Below are 16,790 nucleotides of genomic sequence, written 5' to 3'. Positions count from 1 at the left end.
CACAGGCAGGAGGAGCCGGGTTTCACACGAAGATCACGGAGGGCACGGAGTTTCGAAGGCAGAGAACGCAGAGATCCACTGTCGTCTTCTTCGTGTAGGAAGCGGCTTCAAGAATACCGATCCTCTCGATCTCCGTGACCTGCGTGTGAATCCTTCCTCACGTCCCCGCAATCGGTTCCAGGCGCTGCTGGATGAGCTGTGCCGCGAGATCGAAGTCGATCTGGTCGAGCGTGGTCACCTTCCGGGTGAGCAGATCGAGGATCTCCTGCTGGATGCGGCCGCGTTCGTAGGCGAGCGCATAGGGAATCGAGTCATGAAACATGACCATGGAATAGCGGGGCACGAAACGATCCGGAAAGCGCAGCTCGAGTTGCAGCGACAGGGTTTTCTGCAGCTGAAATTTCGGGTGACGCACGCTGTCGCGCATCTCTTCGTAGTTCTCCAGCGCCATGGTGGCGATGGCGTCGGTATGCGGATGGCGTGTGCGATCGAATGCCGCGAAAGCCTCGTCCCAGTTGGAGTGCTGCTGCAGCAGGGTGTCGAGTTCGCTGCAGTCCTCGAACGCGCAGTTCATGCCCTGGCCATGAAAGGGTGTGATCGCGTGCGCGGCATCGCCGATGAGCAGCAGCCGGTCCTGATGCGACCAGCGCTCGCTGCGCACAGTGGCCATGCTGCCAGTCGGATGTTCCAGGAATTCCCTGGCGAGCTGCGGCATGAGCAGTGCGGCGTCCGGGAAGTGACGCTGGAAGAAGGCATTGATGCCGGGCTCGTCCTGCAGCGTGGCGAAACTCTCCGGACCCTGCCGCGGCAGGAACAGGGTCACGGTGAAGCTGCCGTCGATATTCGGCAGGGCGATCAGCATGAACCCGCCGCGCGGCCAGATGTGCAGGGCGTTCTTGTGGAGGCGATGGTTGCCGAACGTGTCGGCTGGCAACGTCAGCTCCTTGTAGCTGTGCTCGAGCCAGTCTTCGCGAACGCGGCTTTCGAGGCCGTGCGCCAGGGCGCCGCGTAGCGGTGATCCGGCACCGTCGGCGGCGATGACCCGATGCAGCGGCAATTCCCAGGAGTTGCCATTGCTTTCGTCACGCATCAGCAGACGCTGCGCACGCAGATCCACATCCACCGAACGCTGTCGGAAATGCAGTTCCACACCGACGGCCTCGGCAGCGTCGAGCAGCAGGCGGTTCAACCCCGGTCGCGAAACGGAGTAGATCACTTCGTGATCGTGCTGCCCGTAAGGCAGGAAGTTCTGGGCGCCGTCGGGCAGATGCAGCAAGCGGCCGGGCATCGGGATCAGCAGCGGCAGAATCTGCTGCATCACGTCCGCCCGTTCGAGCGCCGCTATGCCGCGTGCCGCGAGCGCCAGGTTGATCGAACGCCCCGCGGGAATGACTTCGCGACGCTGATCCGGCAGGCGTTCATACACGCGAACACGATGACCGCGTCGCGCCAGCAGGATCGCCAGCAGCGTGCCGGCGAGCCCCGCGCCGATGAGGGTGATGGGCGAATCGTCGGCAGCAGAGGGGGTGCTTGGCATGCGCTGGTTCAAGTCGGTTCGTCGAGCGATGCCGCCAGCGCCTCGACGAACTCCGACGCTTCGATGAAGGTGTTGTAGAGCGGCACTGGCGCCACGCGGATGACATCGGGTTCGCGCCAGTCGCAGATATAGCCGCGCCGGGACAGATCCCGATGCACGGCACGGGCTTCCGCGGCAGTTCGCTGCAGGCGCAGCGACAGCTGGCAGCCGCGTGCCGCTTCACTGGCAGGCGTCAGGATCGACACCGCGTGCGGCAATCGTTGCTGCAGCATCCCGGCTAGAAAGCCAGTAAGCGCGATCGATTTGGCGCGCAGGCGCTGGATGCCCGCGGCATCGAACAGCGCGAGCGACGCGAGCAGCGGCGCGGCGGCGAAGATCGAAGGATTAGACACTTGCCAGCCTTCGGCGCCGGGCAACGGCTGGAATGCCTCCGGCATGTCGAAGCGCGATGCCTTGTCGTGACCCCACCACCCTGCGAAGCGCGGCAGATCGAACGAATGCGCATGACGTTCATGCACGAAGCAGCCGCCGATCGCACCCGGTCCACTGTTCAGGTACTTGTAGCTGCACCACACCGCGAAGTCCGTATTCCAGTCGTGCAACTGCAACGGCACGTTGCCGATGGCATGCGCCAGGTCGAATCCCACGGTCGCTCCCTGGGCGTGCGCACATTGCGTAATGGAGGCCATGTCGAAGCACTGGCCGCTCAGGTATTGCACGCCGGGCAGCATGACCGTGGCGATGCTGCGGCCTTCGCGTTCGATCAGCGTGCAGATGTCTTCATTGCGCAGGGAGACTTCGCCGGGACGCGGCGCGATTTCGATCAGCTGGGTGCCGGGATCCAGTCCGCGCTGCGCGATCTGCGAAGCGACGGCATAGCGATCGGACGGAAAGGCGCTCTTTTCGATGAGGATGCGCGAGCGCTGCGGCGTGGGCCGATAAAAGCTCGTGAGCATCATATGCAGGTTCGCCGTCAGCGAATTCATCGCGACGACTTCCGACTCGAGCGCCCCGGCGAGCCGCGCCAGGCCCGGCGCGAGTCGTTCGTGATAGGTCAACCACGGCCGCGCTGCTTCGAAATGACCTTCGACGCCCAGAGTGGCCCAGGCGGCCAGTTCTTCGTTCAGGATCTGCGCGGCGCTCTTTGGCGCGAGCCCGAGCGAATGGCCGCAGAAATACACCGCGGGGGAGCCGTCCTGCCGGACGGGTAGATGAAACTCGGCGCGAAAAGCGGCGAGTTCATCGTGCGCATCGAGTCGTTGCGCCGTATCGCGATCGACGCGAGTCATGTCCGGTTCATCGCGGCGGTGCCACAGTGCCGCAGGCCTGGCACGTGCGGTTCTGCAACGAGCTGTGGAAGCGTTCGAAGACTGGCGGCAATTGGTGCTCGATATCGCTGATGTGCAGGTATTCGGCGTACAGCGGGTATTGACAATAGTTGCAATACCAGAGGAAGCCGTCCTGTTCTTCGGGGCGCCGCTGGCGTTCGATCACGAGCCCGACGGTATTGGCGAAGCGTTGCGGCGAATGCGGCACGCGCGCGGGCAGCAGCAGGATCTCGCCTTCGTTGATCGGGATGTCGACTCGTGCGCCTTCCTGGATGGTGCGCAGAACCATGTTGCCTTCGAGCTGGTAGAAGAATTCTTCGCCCGGGTCGTCGTGATAGTCATCGCGGCTGTTGGGACCGCCGACGACCATGATGATGAACTCGGATTCGTGGAAGACCTGCCGGTTGCACACGGGCGGCTTCAGGAATTCGCGATGGGTATCGATCCAGTCGCGAAAATTGAAGGCTTTGAGTGCTTTCATCCAGCGTCTCCGGCAAAGGCGGGGTGACGGTCCGGGTATATCATCGCCGCAGTCGAGCGCATTACCTGGACAGACCGCGCGAGTATAGCCGCCCATGCTGCGCGAGGCGACGCAAGGTGGGTTCGCATGGTTGCGTGCGCAATCGGTTGCACGCAAGGAGACGGAATGATGAACATCAGAAAAAAGACGATGGGGGGAGGTCGTTCGGTGCTGGCGCTGATGGTGGGCATTGCGCTATGGATCGATGGGCTGGCCGCCGCCACGCCTGCGGACGCCCCGGTCGAAGAAGTCCAGGCTATCTGGAAGACACAGCAGATCAGCTTCTACTTTCACAGCATCACCACCTTCTATGCGTGTCAAAGCCTGGAAAGCCGGGTGGGTACGCTGCTGGCCGAACTCGGTGCCAACAAGGACGTCAAGGTGCGGGCGACGAGCTGCTTCGGCAACGAAATTGCGCGCTCTCCCCATCTCAGAATTACGGTGACGTCGCCCGTCGAGGCCACGCCCGAAGCGTTGGCGGAACTCGAGAAAACGCGCAGCACGCGCGAACTGACTGCACGCGTGCGCGGCGAGCGTGCGAGTGAGGCGACCGAGCAGTTTCCGGCGTACTGGAAGCCCGTATCTCTGTCTCGCGGCAGTCTGCGGCTGGAGCCGGGCGACTGCGAACTCATCGATCAGTTGAAGCGCAATGTATTGCCCAAGCTTGCGATCCGGATCGTCAAGGATGGACTGTCATGCAGTCCGAACCAGATTTCGCCAAACCAGCCCCGGCTGGAGGTCGAGGCGTTGACGATGATGCCCAGGGCAGACGACAAGGCTGAGGCACTTCCCGGGAAGGGTGACCAGTAGCGGCTATTCGCTCTGCGGCGACAACCCGGAAGAACGGCAGGGCACGGTAACGGGCGGTTGCCGTTGATCCAGCCGCACAGCACACAGCGTGCTGCCCCAGACGCAGCCGGTGTCGATGCTGAGCACGCCGTCGCCATCGTGGTAGCCCAACGCCGACCAGTGACCGCAGACGATCCGCAATTCGCGCGATCGCCGCTTCGGTGCACGGAACCACGGATAGAGATGCGCCGGGGTATCCGCCAGCGTACCTTTGAATTTCAGATCGAGATCGCCGTCGGCGCTGCAGAAGCGCAGTCGCGTGAGGCAGTTCGTGATGAAACGCAGCCGTTCGAATCCCTGCAGATCCTCCGACCAGCGGCGCGGCTGATCGCCATACATATTGGCGAACAGCGCGCGTGCGCTATTCACATCGCTCAACGCGTGTTCGAGTTCGCGAGCGCACGACTGTGCCGTAGCGAAATCCCACTGTGGCGGCAGTCCGGCATGAATCATCGTGAAGCCGAGCGATGCATCGTGATGCAGCATCGGACGTAGTCGCAGCCAGTCCAGCAACTCGTCGCGATCCGGTGCGTCGAGAATTTCCTGCAGCGTGTCTTTACGCTTCAGTTTTTCAGTGGGCGACAGTGCAACCGCAAGCAGGTGCAGATCGTGGTTGCCGAGCACCGCAATCGCGGCGTCGCCGAGCGCGCGGACTTTACGCAATACATCGAGTGAACGCGGCCCACGGTTGACGAGGTCGCCGACCAGCCAGAGCCGGTCACGGGCAGGATCGAAGCGCAGAAGGTCCAGCAATTCTTCGAATTCGTCGCAGCAGCCCTGAATGTCGCCGATGGCGTAGGTGGGCATGGGCAGAAGGTGCTAGGTGCTAGGGACTAGGCGCTGGGGATTGCAGGAAGGGAAGTGCATTTCGGCTAGTCACCTGGAGCCTGGGGCCTTTCCTAGTGCAGCATCCCCGGCATCGCCAGCCGGACCGGCGCGATCGGCGCATCGAAGTGCGCGCCGTCGTCTGCCACCATCTGGTAACTGCCTTGCATGGCGCCGACGGGTGTTTCGAGTACTGCGCCGCTGGAGTAGCGGAATCCCTGGCCGGGCATCAGGTAGGGCTGTTCGCCAACGACGCCTTCGCCGCGCACTTCCTTGACCTTGCCGTTCGCATCCGTGAAGACCCAGTGCCGCGTCATCAGCCGCGCCGGAACTTCACCTTCGTTGCGAATGGTGATGGTGTACGAGAAGACGTAGTGGCTCTCGTCGGGCTTCGACTGATCGTCGACGTAGTTGGTGCTGACGTCGACGCGGATCTTGTGGCGGCTCTCGGTCATGATGACGGACAAGTGATGCGGCGGGCTGATTGTAGCAGCGCGCGGTATCCGTCATTGCCCCGAAATCGGGGACGGCATGAGACGAATTTTATGTAATCCCTGGCTACGGGACCCGCACAGCCAGCACGTCGCAAGGCGCCGCGTGCAGCACGGTGTCCTCGGTGAAGTTGAGGAGGATGGCCAGCCCGTGACGCTCGCGGCTGCCGAGCACGATCAGGTCAGCGCCCATGCGCTGCGCCGTGCGCACGATTTCCGACTTGATGCTGCCGGTCTCCACGAGTTGCTGGGATTGCGGCAATGATTGTTGCTGCGCCAGTTCACCGAGTTTGGTGCGGGCCCGATCGACGAGTTCGCTTTCGATCTGCACCGCCGGCAGCAGCGCCTCGCCCATCGGTTCCACGGGTACGTATTCGACGACGTGCAGCAACGTGATTGCGGAGTCGTAACACTTGGCAATGGCCTTGGCACGCTCGACGACCAGCGGACTGTTGTCGGAGAGGTCCACTGCCAGCAGGATTTTCCGGTATCCGGTCGTGGTGGCTGCTGTCATGGCTGCTCCTTGAGTTGCGTGGCGCGGGGCAGCCGTGAGTATAAGCGCGTCAGCTGTGAACGGGTGCCCGGGCAGGCAAGGCGGCCAGGGCAGCGAAGTCCGCCGGTGCAATCACTTCCGCGCGTGCGCCCGGATCGACGCCTGCACTGAGAATCTGTTCCGCGCTCAAGAGCGACTTCAGCGCGTTACGCAAGGTCTTGCGCCGTTGCGAGAAGGCGGCGGCAACGACCGCTGCAAAGCGTTGCGCATCCGCGATGACGAAGGGCGGCTGGGGATGTGGTGCCAACCGCACGAGTGTCGACATGACGCGCGGCGGCGGCCGGAAGGCGCCAGGGCCGATGTCGAACAGCGGTTCGATCCGCAACCAGGGCGCCAGCATCACGGAGAGTCGACCGTAATCGTCATCGCCGGCACCGGCGGCCATTCGGGCGACGACTTCCTTCTGCAGCATGAAGTGCATGTCGTGAATGTGGTGGCGCTGCGCGATGAGCCGGAACAGCAGCGGTGTGGAGATGTTGTAGGGCAGGTTGCCCACCAGGCGCAGCGGCACGTCGCGCAGCGAGCCGAAATCGAACCTGAGCGCATCGGCTTCGTGAATCTGCAGAATGCCACGCTTCTGCGTGGTGTCGGACGTGATCTCGCGCAGATGCCGAATGGCATCACGATCGATTTCGACCGCATCCAGCTGGTTGAGGCGTTGCAGCAGCGGCAGAGTGATCGCACCGAGGCCAGGACCGATCTCGACCATCGGGTCGTCGGGCTGCGGCGCGATGGCATTGACGATGCGTGCGATCACGCCCGGGTCGTGCAGGAAGTGCTGGCCGAAACGTTTGCGGGCGACATGCATGGAATTCAGCTCGCGGTCGGCCGTTGGATTGTCATTTCGATGGCCATCTCGATGGCGGCGATGAGGCTGCCGGCATCCGCCTGTCCGGTGCCCGCCAGCGATAGCGCCGTGCCGTGATCGACCGAGGTGCGCACGATGGGCAAGCCCAGCGTGACGTTCACGGCATTGCCGAAGCCGGCGTACTTGAGCACCGGCAGTCCCTGATCGTGATACATCGCGAGCACTGCATCGGCCTTTGCCAACTGGTGTGGTGTGAATGCCGTATCCGCGGGAACCGGGCCGATAAGGTTCATTCCCTGCGCAACGAGATCCGCGATCACCGGTGTGATCACTTCGATTTCCTCGCGCCCAAGGTGACCGCCTTCGCCTGCGTGAGGGTTCAGGCCGCACACCATGATGCGTGGTGCCGCGATGTGAAAGCGCTGGCGCAGGTCGGCGTCGAGAATGCGCAGCACCTGTCGCAGCAGTGCGGGCGTGATCGCCGGGCTTACGGCAGTCAACGGCAGGTGCGTCGTGGCGAGCGCCACACGCAGCGTGGAAGAGGCCAGCATCATGACGGGCAGCACTGCATGCGTGCGCTCCGCCAGGTACTCGGTATGACCCGAGAAGGCGATGCCAGCGTCGTTGATGATGCTCTTCTGTACAGGGGCCGTGACCATCGCATCGAAAATGCCGCTCAGGCAGCCGTCGGCTGCGATATCGAGCAGTTGCAGAACGTAACGCGCATTGGCGACATCGAGTTTTCCCGCCAGCACTTGCTGCTGCAGCGGCACGTGGAGCACCTGCAGCGTATTGGCCGGTGCTGGTAATCCGGGAGTGTCGAGACCGACACGCGCGATGCGTAGCGGGCGCTGCAGCTGTTGAGCCCGTTCTGCGAGCAGATCGGCGTCAGCGGCGATCACTATCCCGCATGGCCAGGATCGTTGCGCCACCTCGATGCAGAGGTCGGGCCCGATTCCAGCAGGTTCACCGGACGTGAGGATGAGGCGTGGCTGAGTCATGAAGCATGCAACGACTCGGCGCTGGTCCGGGATGCGTCAGGCGGCCTGCGTCATCCCCAGCGCCGGCCGTACCGGATGTCACATCCGGTAGTCGACGAAGGCTTCGTCGCGCAGGCGGCGCAGCCAGAGTTCGGTTTCTTCTTCGGCCTTCGATTCGCGCAACTGCGCGTACACCTGCTGTCGCTGCTTGTCTTCCGTCACATCGTGCGTGCGCCGGCCGAGCAGCTGGATGATGTGCCAGCCGTACTGGGTGCGGAACGGCTTGCTGATCTCGTTCTCGCTCAGCTCGTTGAGCTGTTTCTCGAACTCGGGAACGAAGGTGCCCGGGCCGGCCCAGCCAAGATCGCCGCCGTCCGCGGCGGAGCCTGGATCCTGCGAGGTGACCGCAGCGATGGCGCCGAAGTCCTCACCGCCGGTGAGCACGCGCGTGCGGATGTCGTTGAGTTTCTGTTCGAGCGTCTGATCGTCTTCGAGCGGGTTCGGGGTGAGCAGGATGTGCCGCGCATGCATTTGCGTCACGACAGCTTGCTCGGTACCGCCACGGGTTTCGTTCAGGCGGAACAGGTGGAAGCCGCTGGGTGTGCGGATGGGCTGGGAAATCTGGCCCGGCTGCATCTTGACGACCTGATCCGTAATGATGGAGGGAAGCTGCGAGCCCCGGCGCCAGCCCAGTGAGCCGCCTTCGATATTGGTCGCGCTGTCGGAGTAGGTAAGCGCCAGCTGCGCGAAATCCTCTCCTGCCTTGGCCTTCTCGTAGGTTTCCTGCATGCGCTTCTCGCGGGCCTCGATCTGTTCCGGTGTCGCCGTCACCGGGACCGAAATCAGGATGTGCGAGATGTTGTACTCGGTGTTCTGGTTCGGGGAGTTCTTGGCGCGCGCCATGGCCTGGTCCATTTCACGCGGCGAAATGTTGATGCGCCCGATCACATCGCGCTGGCGCAGCATCTGCAGCGTCATCTGGCGACGGATTTCGTCGCGATAATCGCGATAGTTCACACCCTGCTGCTCCAGCATGCGCGGCAGGTCGGGGAAGGCGATGCCATTGTTGCGCGCAATGTTCTCGAGCGCGCCGTTCAGCATTTCGTCGGAGATCTGCAGGCCGAGCTTGTCGGCCCGCTGCATCTGGATTTCTTCCACCACCAGGCGTTCGAGAATCTGGCGGCGCAGCACGTTGCGGGGCGGCAGCTCGGTGTTCTGCTGACGCAGGCGCGCGGTGATCTCCTCGGTCTGCTGGTCCAGCTCACTATTGAGGACCACACCGTCGTTGACGACGGCGGCGATCCGGTCGAGCGGCACACCGCTGGTCGACAGATCGCGCGTCTGTGCGAGCGCATCGACGGATACCAGCAGGGACAACGCCAGGAGGGCAACGGAGAGAGCGTTTTTCATGGGCTTCAGGTCGGTCACGCAGCGGCTTCGCGGCGCAGGTCAGTGGACATTCCGGAGGCGCATCCCGCCGGTTGATTACTCAGTCTGGGACTTGCCCGGCCTGGGACTGGATCGGCACTCGATTCAAAGGCTTAGTTCGACTCGCCCGGCCGGTTGATCGAGTATCCCCGAATCGAGCGTTCCAGGAAAGCATCCGCGCCCACTCCGACACTGGATAACCCGTTAAGTTCAAGCTGCACCAGGAAGCTGGTGTCCACATCGCCGTCCCGGTTGCTGACGTAACGGCGGCCAACGAACCGCAGGCGCCAGCAGCAGGAGCGGTACTCCAAGCCCGCGAACTGGTCGAGCGTCGTGTTTTCCTCGAGCGAATAGACCATGCGCGCATAGGCGCCCCAGCGGTCGCCAATCGGCCAGGCCACGGAGCCATCGACCTGCTCGATATTGTCGCGGCGGAAGCGATAGCCGAGGTTCGCGACCCGGTCGACTTCCGGGCGGTACTGAAGATTGATATCGCCTTTCTCGGAGCGCATGTCGCCCGGATCCCATTGCACACCCATGCTGACGTTCCAGTCCTTGAACGTCGTCAGTTCCAGTTCGGCGACGATATCCGAGGATTCGGTGTCGTCCAGCGGCATGCCGGGAAGCGTCACCGTGGGTTCGTCGAAGTAGATGGCCTGGCCGATCGTGCCGGCGATGAACTGCTGTCCCGTGGCTGTATCGAGCAGCCGCGAGGTGAAGCCGATGCTGACCTGGTTGGCATTGCTCAGTCGGTCGGCGCCGATGAATCGATTGGTCCGGAACAGTTGCACGGGATTCAGGTCGGGTTCGTCCGTGTCGAAGACCGGCAGGGCGTCCTGATTGCGGTAGGGCACGTACAGATAAAGAGCGCGCGGTTCGAAGGTCTGCAGGCGCTTGCCACCTTCGCCCCAGTTCTTTTCGAAGGCGATGCCACCATCGAGGCTGAATATCGGTGCCGAGCGACGCGGAGAGCGATCGGCGCCCGGCGCGGTGTCGTCCAGATCGTAAGCCGTGTAACGCCAGCTCGCGGCGGGTTCGAGGTACAGGCCTGCTCCGCGCAGCGGCATCCGCAGTTCCGGGGCGACATCCAGGCGCATTCCGGTGACGCCATCGTTGCGCAGGAAGTTCGACAGTTCGCCGTCGAAATTCAGCGTCAGGCCGAACGGCTGTCCGGGTGCATGGGCATGTACTGCGAGTTGCGGCAGCAGCGTGTAGGGGCGATCGAAATCATCGATGGTCGAATCGATCACCTGGAAATTCTGTGCCAGCAGCGAGGCGAACCAGGTGTGGTCCAGATAGATCAGGTTCGCCGAACGATTGAGGTAGCTGGCGCTCGTGCCTTCGGGGCCGAGGCCGAAGTCCTCGAACCAACGATTGTCGCTGACATTGGCGGCATCGATGTTGAGCCGCAGGTGCTGGGAGAATTCGGACTGATCGGCGAAGTGCGCGAGCAGGCGCGAATCGCCGAACTCCTGATCGTCGGGCAGGTAATCCGCCGTCAGCGTGCCGCGTCCGAACGGCGAGAGGTAGCGCAATTCGCTGTCCAGCCGCGCGCCGCGCTTCGAGTACCAGGTCGGCAGAAGAGTCGCGTCGTACTCAGGCGCGATGTTCCAGTACCAGGGCACACCGATCTCCGTGCCGCTGCGCGAGGAGGTGCCGAAGGTCGGAAACAGAAAGCCGGTCTTGCGCTGATCGCTCACCGGAAACGAAATGAACGGCGTGTACAGGATCGGTATGCCCTTGAAATCCAGGCGCACGTTGCGCCCCGTGCCGATCCCCGACTTCTGGCTGATATCGATGTCCGATGCCTTCAGGATCCAGTCGTCATTGCCGAGCGGGCAAGTGGTGTAACGCACGGCATCGAGACTGAGCTCGCCGTCCTTGTTCGCACGGATGCGGGCGGCGGAACCGCGGGCCGGTTGCGCTGGAAGCTCGAATTGCGCTCCCTCGAACGTGACCGAGCCGTTCGGATCGAAGTCTGCGCTTGAGCCCTGAACTTTCATGCCAGGGTCCGAATAGGTGACGCCGCTGCGCGTCGAGAACGTCTGCTTTTCGGGATCGTAGGTGGCGTCGGAGGTTTTGATCTCGCGATCGCCCTGCTTGATGCCGACGTCGCCTTCCAGGTTCCACAGACCTTCGCGCGTAGCCTCGAAGCTGTCCATTTCGAGCTGGATGTCTTGCTGCTCGTCTGGAGCAGTCGTGGCGGGTAGCGCGGCTGCCGATTGCAGTTTCACCGGCTCCGGGCAATCCTCACCCATGGCCGGGCCGGGCAGGACGCAAACGCCTGACACAGCCAGCATCGTCGGCGTGAGGGTACGAAGGCGACGAAGAAGTGCATGTGTTGTCGAACGTGGGCCTGGCATCGGCAGCGATTATAGTTACGACCGTCTCCAGGGTTTCAGATTATTTGGGTATGGGGCTGCAGTTGGTTCGAGTGTCATGAGGAAAAGAGAATTCATGAGCGGGTGCATTCGTGATTAGCGTTGATGATGGGGCGCAGGCCGATCCACGACTCGAGCAACTCCAGCGATGGTTGTCGGTATTGTTCGGATCGCGGGACTTCGGCATCGCTCCGGCCTCGGCGGATGCCAGCTTTCGTCGCTACTTTCGTGTAACGCGCAACGGCCAGAGCTGGATCGCGATGGATGCGCCGCCCGAAAAGGAGAACATCGAGCCGTATATCCGCGTCGCGAACATGCTGGTCGCGGCCGGTGTCAATGCCCCGCACATCATCGAGACGAATATCGCCGAAGGTTTCCTGCTGAATTCGGATCTCGGCGGCCGGACCTATCTGGCCGAGATCGATAGCGGCGGCGATGCCGACCGGCTGTATCACGACGCCATGGATGCGCTGGTGCAGATCCAGGTCAATGGCCGCGAGCACGCCGTGGAGCTGCCTGCGTACGACGACGCATTGCTGCGTCGGGAAATGACACTGTTTCCGGAATGGTTCTGGGGCAGGCACCTGCAATTGACGCTGGATGCCGCGACTACAGCGGGCCTGCAGGGCGTATTCGATGCGCTGACCGCTGATGCGTTGTCGCAGCCGCGGGTCTTCGTACATCGCGATTACCACTCGCGGAATCTGATGGTCGGCGGCGGCAAGCTCGGCGCCAATCCAGGCATCCTGGATTTCCAGGATGCCGTGTACGGGCCGGTGACCTACGACCTCGTGTCGCTGCTGCGTGACTGCTATGTCGCATGGCCGATCGAGCGTGTGCATGGGTGGCTAGTGCGATTCCGTGATGTCGCGAAGGCAGCGGGCGTCGATACCGGATCGGACCAGAAGGCGTTTCTGCGTTGGTTCGATTTCATGGGCGTACAGCGGCACCTCAAGGCGATCGGCATCTTTGCGCGTCTGTGGCACCGCGACGGCAAGTCCGGCTATCTGAAAGACATTCCACGCACCTTGAACTATGTGCGCGTCGTCAGTGGCAGCTATCCGGAACTGCAGTTCCTGCGTGAGCTGATCGATGGGCGGGTCATGCCCTTGCTGAATCAGGCGACGCCGGCGCTGCGATGAAAGCGATGATCCTGGCCGCAGGGCGCGGCGAACGGATGCGGCCGTTGACCGACTCGGTACCAAAGCCCCTGCTGCCGGTCGCCGGCAAGCCGCTGCTTCAGTATCACATCGAGGCGCTCGCGGCGGCGGGCATCACAGACATCGTGATCAATCTCGCGTGGCTCGGTCATCTCATTCGCGAAGCCCTGGCAGACGGTTCGCGGTTCGGCGTGCGTATCGCATACAGCGACGAAGGCGATGCTGCGCTCGAAACCGGTGGCGGTATCTTCGAGGCGCTGCCCCTGCTGGGACCAGAACCCTTCCTGGTCGTGAGTGGCGATATCTGGACGGACTGTTCGCTTGCGCGAGTCAGCAAGAGCCTCGCTGCGAGCGATGTTGCGCATTTCGTCGTGGTGCCGAACCCGAAGTTCCATGCGCGCGGTGATTTCGCCCTGAAGGACGGTCGGCTGGTGGCAGCCGGCGAACGCCTGACTTACGCCAACATCGGCATATTTCGCAGCGAATTTTTCGCGGGCTGCAGCCGGGGGCGCTTCCCACTGGCGCCACTGATGCACGAATGGATCGGCAAGGGCAGGGTAGGCGGGGAATTGCACCACGGGCGCTGGTGTAACGTCGGCACGCCAGAGCAGTTGCAGGAACTGGATGCTTCCTTGCGCGCAGACCGACGCTGAGGCTTAGATCTCGGCCCAGCGTCGCAACAGATTGTGATAGACGGCGGTGAACTGCACGGCGCTCGGATGATTGGGTGATTCGCGATTCAATCGCTGGATCGCCAGATCCATGTCGAATAGCAGCGCGCGCTCGCCATCGTCGCGCACCATGCTCTGAATCCAAAAGAATGAAGCCACGCGTGCGCCTCGTGTAATCGGCAGCACTCTGTGAAGGCTGCTCGCCGGATACAGCACCATGTGGCCCGCGGGCAGCTTGATGGTCTGCGGCCCGTACATGTCCTCGACGATCAGTTCGCCGCCGTCGTATTCCGCGGGGGCGGACAGGAACAACGTCGCGGAAAGATCCGTGCGGATGCGATGCGGTGTGCCGCGGATCTGTCGCACGGCGTTGTCGACGTGAGTGCCGAACGAATGCCCGGCGCTGTAGCGGTTGAAGAGGGGAGGAAGGATTTTCGACGGCAGCGCTGCGGACACGAACAGCGGATTGCGCTCGAGCGCTGCGAGGATGACTTCACCGAGTCGGAGCGCCAGCGGTGAGCCCTCGACCAGTTGTTCGTTGTCCTTGACGCGCCCGGACTGGTGACCTGCCGTTACGCGGCCATCGATCCACGCAGCAGTGTCCAGTTGCTGTCGTGTTTCGGCGACCTGCTCAGCCGAAAGCACGTTGGGGATGGCGAGAATCACGGCGGCAGCTTACTAGGGTCATGAGCGAATATTGGGGCTCGGGCCTGTCGCCCAGCGGCCGATCAGAAGCTGTAATTCGCGGCCAGGACGAAGGACCGGGCCTCGCCCGGAGTCGCCCACGCCTGTTCCTGGGTTCGTACGCGCACCAGGTACTCCTTGTCGAACAGGTTGTTGGCATTCAGCTGGAGATCCAGGTTGCGCGTGACACCCCAGCTCACCATGGCCCGATGCACGATGTAACCCGGCGCGGTGTAGAGCGGTCCGTTTACATTTGTCGAGCTGTGCTGGGTCACGTAGACCTCGTCCTGGTAGGTCAGTCCGTAACCCACCTGAATGCGATAGGGGAGGTCATACGCTGTCCACAGACTGAGTGCGTTCCTGGGTACATTCGTCAGCGGGTCGCCCCTGGTGTAGTCCTCACCGCGCGACGAGGCAAAGGCAGAGGCGCCCTGCAGCACTTCGCTGTCGAGATACGTGTAGTTCAGAACCGCAGCCCACTTGTCATTGATCTTGCCGGCGAAGCCGACGATGAAACCATCCACGCGCGCTTCACCGTCCAATTGCTGCTGGCCGGAGGGATTTCCCGGGTTGCCTGGATCGTTGACGCGATAGTTGGTGCGCTCGTTTCTGAAAATCGAAGCCGTTGCCAGCAGGCGCGCCTCAAACAATTCCCATTTGATGCCCAGCTCGTAATTGACGGCTTCCTCCGGATCGGTCGTGCAATTGGCATTGCCCTGCAGCTGACCTACGTTGCTGGGTGACTGTATGAGCTGGCAGGAGCCGTTCACCGACGCTTTCGACGGTGTCTCCGAATTGCCGTAGGCCACATAGATGCTGCCGGTTTCGACCGGCTTGTAGACCAGCCCGACACGATAGGAAAACAGCTTGTCGGCATTCTCGGCCGGTGGGCTGGCAGTGCGTACGCCATCGGTTGCGTATGCGACAGTCGTCGTGTTGCCGTCGTTGTTCTCATAGCGCACGCCGCCATTCAGTTCCCAGTGGTCGCTGAAGCCGAGTGTGTCGAAGACGTAGATCGCCTGATTGTCCAACTCGCCATCCTGCGTCTGTGATCGCACGTAGTTTCGCGGCCCCCCATAAAGGTGGTCGGGATTCTCGATGCTCATCAGTGGCAAAACGGGATTCGGGGTCGCACCGCCCGGATTGCGCAGGACATTACCCGTATCGAGATCGTAGGTTTCGTGCGAAATAGCGAAGCCTGCGACCAGGGTGTGCGCCACGGAGCCCGTGCTGAAGGTCTTGGTGAAGTCAGTCTGGTTCACGATGAGCGTATTGGTCGTGTCGCGCACATTGCCACGCGGGCCGCTGGGCTGATAAGAGCCGGGTGGCAGGCCGGCAGCACACGCTGCGCCTGACGGCGCCGTTGCGGATGCGAGGCAGAAGGTGCCCTGCGGCGGATCGACGATGGCCATCTGATCGACTTCAGCCCAGCGAGTCAGATTGCGAACCGAGAACGTGTTGTCGAAGCGGTGATCGAGCACAGCGGTAAAGCTGTCGACATCGATCTCCTGGGTGTCGATATTGCTGTAGCCGTAGTAGTTGCTGTATTTCGCCCCGGGCATGGTGTGGCCACGGAAAGTGGGCACACCGTACTGAGGTGTGTTTTCGTCTTCCTGATGCAGATACGCCAGTGATAACGACGTATCGGTGCCGAGACCGAAGGCAATCGAAGGCGCCGCACCCCAACGCCTGTTCTCTTCGACGTCGCGTCCCGGCACGTCGTTCTGGTGGGCCATGACGTTTAATCGCACGGCAGTGCTCTCGCCAATGGTCTGATTCACGTCACCGGTAATGCGTCCATAGGAATCCGTACCCGCAGCAGCCCCGACCTGATTGAATGGGTTGAGGGTGGGAGTCTTGTTGACCAGGTTGACTGTGCCGCCAACGGCACCGGCGCCCGAATACACCGAGTTCGCGCCGTTGATCACTTCCACCTGCTCGAGATTGAACGTATCCGAGCGCGTGTACTGCGCGCTGTCGCGAATCCCATCGGTGGTGATGTCGTTGCTGCCGGCGAACCCCCGCAGTGTCAGGCTGTCGCCGTAGCCGCCACCGCCTTCACCGGCGCCGAATGTGATCCCGGGGACCGTGCTGAGTACGTCGCGCAGCGATAGCAGCTTCTGATCGTCGATCACCTGCCGCGTGACCACCATGATGTTCTGGGGGATGTCGATCAGCGGTTCGGAGTACTTCGGCGAGGAGACGACATCAGCCTTGTACGAGGTTGCTGCCTCTTCTTCTGCCGCCGCCGCACCCACCGAAATTTTTGGCAACTGCTGTGGCTTTGCGGTCTCCGCAGACAGAGCATGCATCGACGTTGTCTGTAGAGATGCGAGGACGGCAGCAGCCAGCGGCGTACGCCGCGACACGTTCGAAATCCGCATGGACAGAAGCTCCCTGAAGGGTGGTGAGGGCAGCGTTCGCTTCTTCCTCCAGGCGAGCAGCTGTCCGATCGAGGGATTGCCAATAGGAATATAAGTGAGAAGCATTCGCGTTTGCAATGGACCTGCGAATGGGTGCATGATTCGATGAGCTGGCAGTCTGGCAATGTTCGCCAAGGTCATTAAAGAGTCAT

The 16,790-nt window shown here is 62.4% G+C and carries 15 protein-coding genes; 3 read left to right on the top strand and 12 right to left on the bottom strand.

The genetic code is table 11. From position 1 onward, the window contains the following. Positions 1-157: 157 nt before the first annotated feature. From VIZ63_RS24030 to VIZ63_RS24020, 3 genes are read right to left on the bottom strand one after another with little or no spacing between them, the layout of a single operon-like run. Positions 158-1,537 (bottom strand): NAD(P)/FAD-dependent oxidoreductase, encoded by a 1,380-nt coding sequence (locus tag VIZ63_RS24030; protein WP_331612359.1) that lies wholly within the window; start codon positions 1,535-1,537, stop codon positions 158-160. 8 nt (positions 1,538-1,545) lie between these two features. Further along, complete coding sequence (gene kynU, locus VIZ63_RS24025; protein WP_331612358.1) at positions 1,546-2,826, bottom strand: kynureninase; 1,281 nt, start codon at positions 2,824-2,826, stop codon at positions 1,546-1,548. Positions 2,827-2,833: 7 nt separating this feature from the next. Next, on the bottom strand, positions 2,834-3,346 hold the full coding sequence (locus tag VIZ63_RS24020) for a 3-hydroxyanthranilate 3,4-dioxygenase (protein ID WP_331612357.1): 513 nt from the start codon (positions 3,344-3,346) through the stop codon (positions 2,834-2,836). A 168-nt stretch (positions 3,347-3,514) separates the two neighbouring features. Here VIZ63_RS24020 and VIZ63_RS24015 point away from each other — a divergent pair, with 168 nt between their 5' ends. Next, a complete protein-coding gene (locus VIZ63_RS24015; protein ID WP_331612356.1) occupies positions 3,515-4,195 on the top strand; it encodes a hypothetical protein in 681 nt (226 codons plus the stop codon). Positions 4,196-4,198: 3 nt separating this feature from the next. On the opposite strand, the gene VIZ63_RS24010 is transcribed toward VIZ63_RS24015, so the two are convergent. From VIZ63_RS24010 to VIZ63_RS23980, 7 genes are all read right to left on the bottom strand, one after another. Then, a complete protein-coding gene (locus tag VIZ63_RS24010; protein ID WP_331612355.1) occupies positions 4,199-5,041 on the bottom strand; it encodes a symmetrical bis(5'-nucleosyl)-tetraphosphatase in 843 nt (280 codons plus the stop codon). A 92-nt stretch (positions 5,042-5,133) separates the two neighbouring features. Then, a complete protein-coding gene (gene apaG / locus VIZ63_RS24005; RefSeq protein ID WP_331612354.1) occupies positions 5,134-5,514 on the bottom strand; it encodes a Co2+/Mg2+ efflux protein ApaG in 381 nt (126 codons plus the stop codon). Between the two features lie 103 nt (positions 5,515-5,617). After that, complete coding sequence (locus tag VIZ63_RS24000) at positions 5,618-6,064, bottom strand: universal stress protein (protein WP_331612353.1); 447 nt, start codon at positions 6,062-6,064, stop codon at positions 5,618-5,620. Positions 6,065-6,113: 49 nt separating this feature from the next. Next, positions 6,114-6,911, bottom strand: coding sequence for a 16S rRNA (adenine(1518)-N(6)/adenine(1519)-N(6))-dimethyltransferase RsmA (gene rsmA / locus VIZ63_RS23995; protein ID WP_331612352.1), 798 nt, complete (start codon positions 6,909-6,911; stop codon positions 6,114-6,116). Positions 6,912-6,916: 5 nt separating this feature from the next. After that, positions 6,917-7,912 carry a 4-hydroxythreonine-4-phosphate dehydrogenase PdxA gene (gene pdxA / locus VIZ63_RS23990; RefSeq protein ID WP_331612351.1) on the bottom strand — a complete coding sequence of 332 codons (996 nt, stop codon included), beginning with the start codon at positions 7,910-7,912 and terminating at the stop codon, positions 6,917-6,919. Positions 7,913-7,990: 78 nt separating this feature from the next. Beyond that, on the bottom strand, positions 7,991-9,301 hold the full coding sequence (locus VIZ63_RS23985; protein WP_331612350.1) for a peptidylprolyl isomerase: 1,311 nt from the start codon (positions 9,299-9,301) through the stop codon (positions 7,991-7,993). A gap of 131 nt (positions 9,302-9,432) precedes the next feature. Further along, the gene (locus VIZ63_RS23980) at positions 9,433-11,619 is read right to left on the bottom strand and encodes an LPS-assembly protein LptD (RefSeq protein WP_331612349.1); all 2,187 of its coding nucleotides are present in this window, start codon (positions 11,617-11,619) and stop codon (positions 9,433-9,435) included. Positions 11,620-11,792: 173 nt separating this feature from the next. On the opposite strand from VIZ63_RS23980, the gene VIZ63_RS23975 reads away from it, so the two are divergent. Together VIZ63_RS23975 and murU are read left to right on the top strand one after the other, a co-directional pair. Beyond that, complete coding sequence (locus VIZ63_RS23975; RefSeq protein WP_331612348.1) at positions 11,793-12,842, top strand: aminoglycoside phosphotransferase family protein; 1,050 nt, start codon at positions 11,793-11,795, stop codon at positions 12,840-12,842. Beyond that, positions 12,839-13,513 (top strand): N-acetylmuramate alpha-1-phosphate uridylyltransferase MurU, encoded by a 675-nt coding sequence (gene murU / locus VIZ63_RS23970; protein ID WP_331612347.1) that lies wholly within the window; start codon positions 12,839-12,841, stop codon positions 13,511-13,513. Before VIZ63_RS23975 ends, murU begins: the two co-directional genes overlap by 4 nt. A gap of 3 nt (positions 13,514-13,516) precedes the next feature. Here the strand turns inward: murU and VIZ63_RS23965 are convergent, their stop codons facing one another. Further along, the gene (locus VIZ63_RS23965) at positions 13,517-14,197 is read right to left on the bottom strand and encodes a Fe2+-dependent dioxygenase (protein WP_331612346.1); all 681 of its coding nucleotides are present in this window, start codon (positions 14,195-14,197) and stop codon (positions 13,517-13,519) included. 62 nt (positions 14,198-14,259) lie between these two features. After that, positions 14,260-16,599 carry a TonB-dependent siderophore receptor gene (locus tag VIZ63_RS23960; RefSeq protein ID WP_331612345.1) on the bottom strand — a complete coding sequence of 780 codons (2,340 nt, stop codon included), beginning with the start codon at positions 16,597-16,599 and terminating at the stop codon, positions 14,260-14,262. Between the last annotated feature and the right edge of the window lie 191 nt (positions 16,600-16,790).

Source organism: Povalibacter sp. (genome assembly GCF_036520495.1).
Taxonomy (GTDB): domain Bacteria; phylum Pseudomonadota; class Gammaproteobacteria; order Steroidobacterales; family Steroidobacteraceae; genus Steroidobacter.
The sequence above is the reverse complement of the archived record's forward strand: the minus strand, read 5'-3'. Positions and strand labels throughout refer to the sequence as shown.

Bases quoted from the DNA above. Each gene is read 5' to 3' on its own strand.
- VIZ63_RS24000 (WP_331612353.1), bottom strand. From the start codon at position 6,064: ATGACAGCAGCCACCACGACCGGATACCGGAAAATCCTGCTGGCAGTG.
- VIZ63_RS24030 (WP_331612359.1), bottom strand. From the start codon at position 1,537: ATGCCAAGCACCCCCTCTGCTGCCGACGATTCGCCCATCACCCTCATC.
- VIZ63_RS23985 (WP_331612350.1), bottom strand. From the start codon at position 9,301: ATGAAAAACGCTCTCTCCGTTGCCCTCCTGGCGTTGTCCCTGCTGGTA.
- kynU (WP_331612358.1), bottom strand. From the start codon at position 2,826: ATGACTCGCGTCGATCGCGATACGGCGCAACGACTCGATGCGCACGAT.
- VIZ63_RS24015 (WP_331612356.1), top strand. From the start codon at position 3,515: ATGAACATCAGAAAAAAGACGATGGGGGGAGGTCGTTCGGTGCTGGCG.
- VIZ63_RS23980 (WP_331612349.1), bottom strand. From the start codon at position 11,619: ATGCTGGCTGTGTCAGGCGTTTGCGTCCTGCCCGGCCCGGCCATGGGT.
- murU (WP_331612347.1), top strand. From the start codon at position 12,839: ATGAAAGCGATGATCCTGGCCGCAGGGCGCGGCGAACGGATGCGGCCG.
- VIZ63_RS24020 (WP_331612357.1), bottom strand. From the start codon at position 3,346: ATGAAAGCACTCAAAGCCTTCAATTTTCGCGACTGGATCGATACCCAT.
- apaG (WP_331612354.1), bottom strand. From the start codon at position 5,514: ATGACCGAGAGCCGCCACAAGATCCGCGTCGACGTCAGCACCAACTAC.
- VIZ63_RS23960 (WP_331612345.1), bottom strand. From the start codon at position 16,599: ATGCGGATTTCGAACGTGTCGCGGCGTACGCCGCTGGCTGCTGCCGTC.
- rsmA (WP_331612352.1), bottom strand. From the start codon at position 6,911: ATGCATGTCGCCCGCAAACGTTTCGGCCAGCACTTCCTGCACGACCCG.
- pdxA (WP_331612351.1), bottom strand. From the start codon at position 7,912: ATGACTCAGCCACGCCTCATCCTCACGTCCGGTGAACCTGCTGGAATC.
- VIZ63_RS24010 (WP_331612355.1), bottom strand. From the start codon at position 5,041: ATGCCCACCTACGCCATCGGCGACATTCAGGGCTGCTGCGACGAATTC.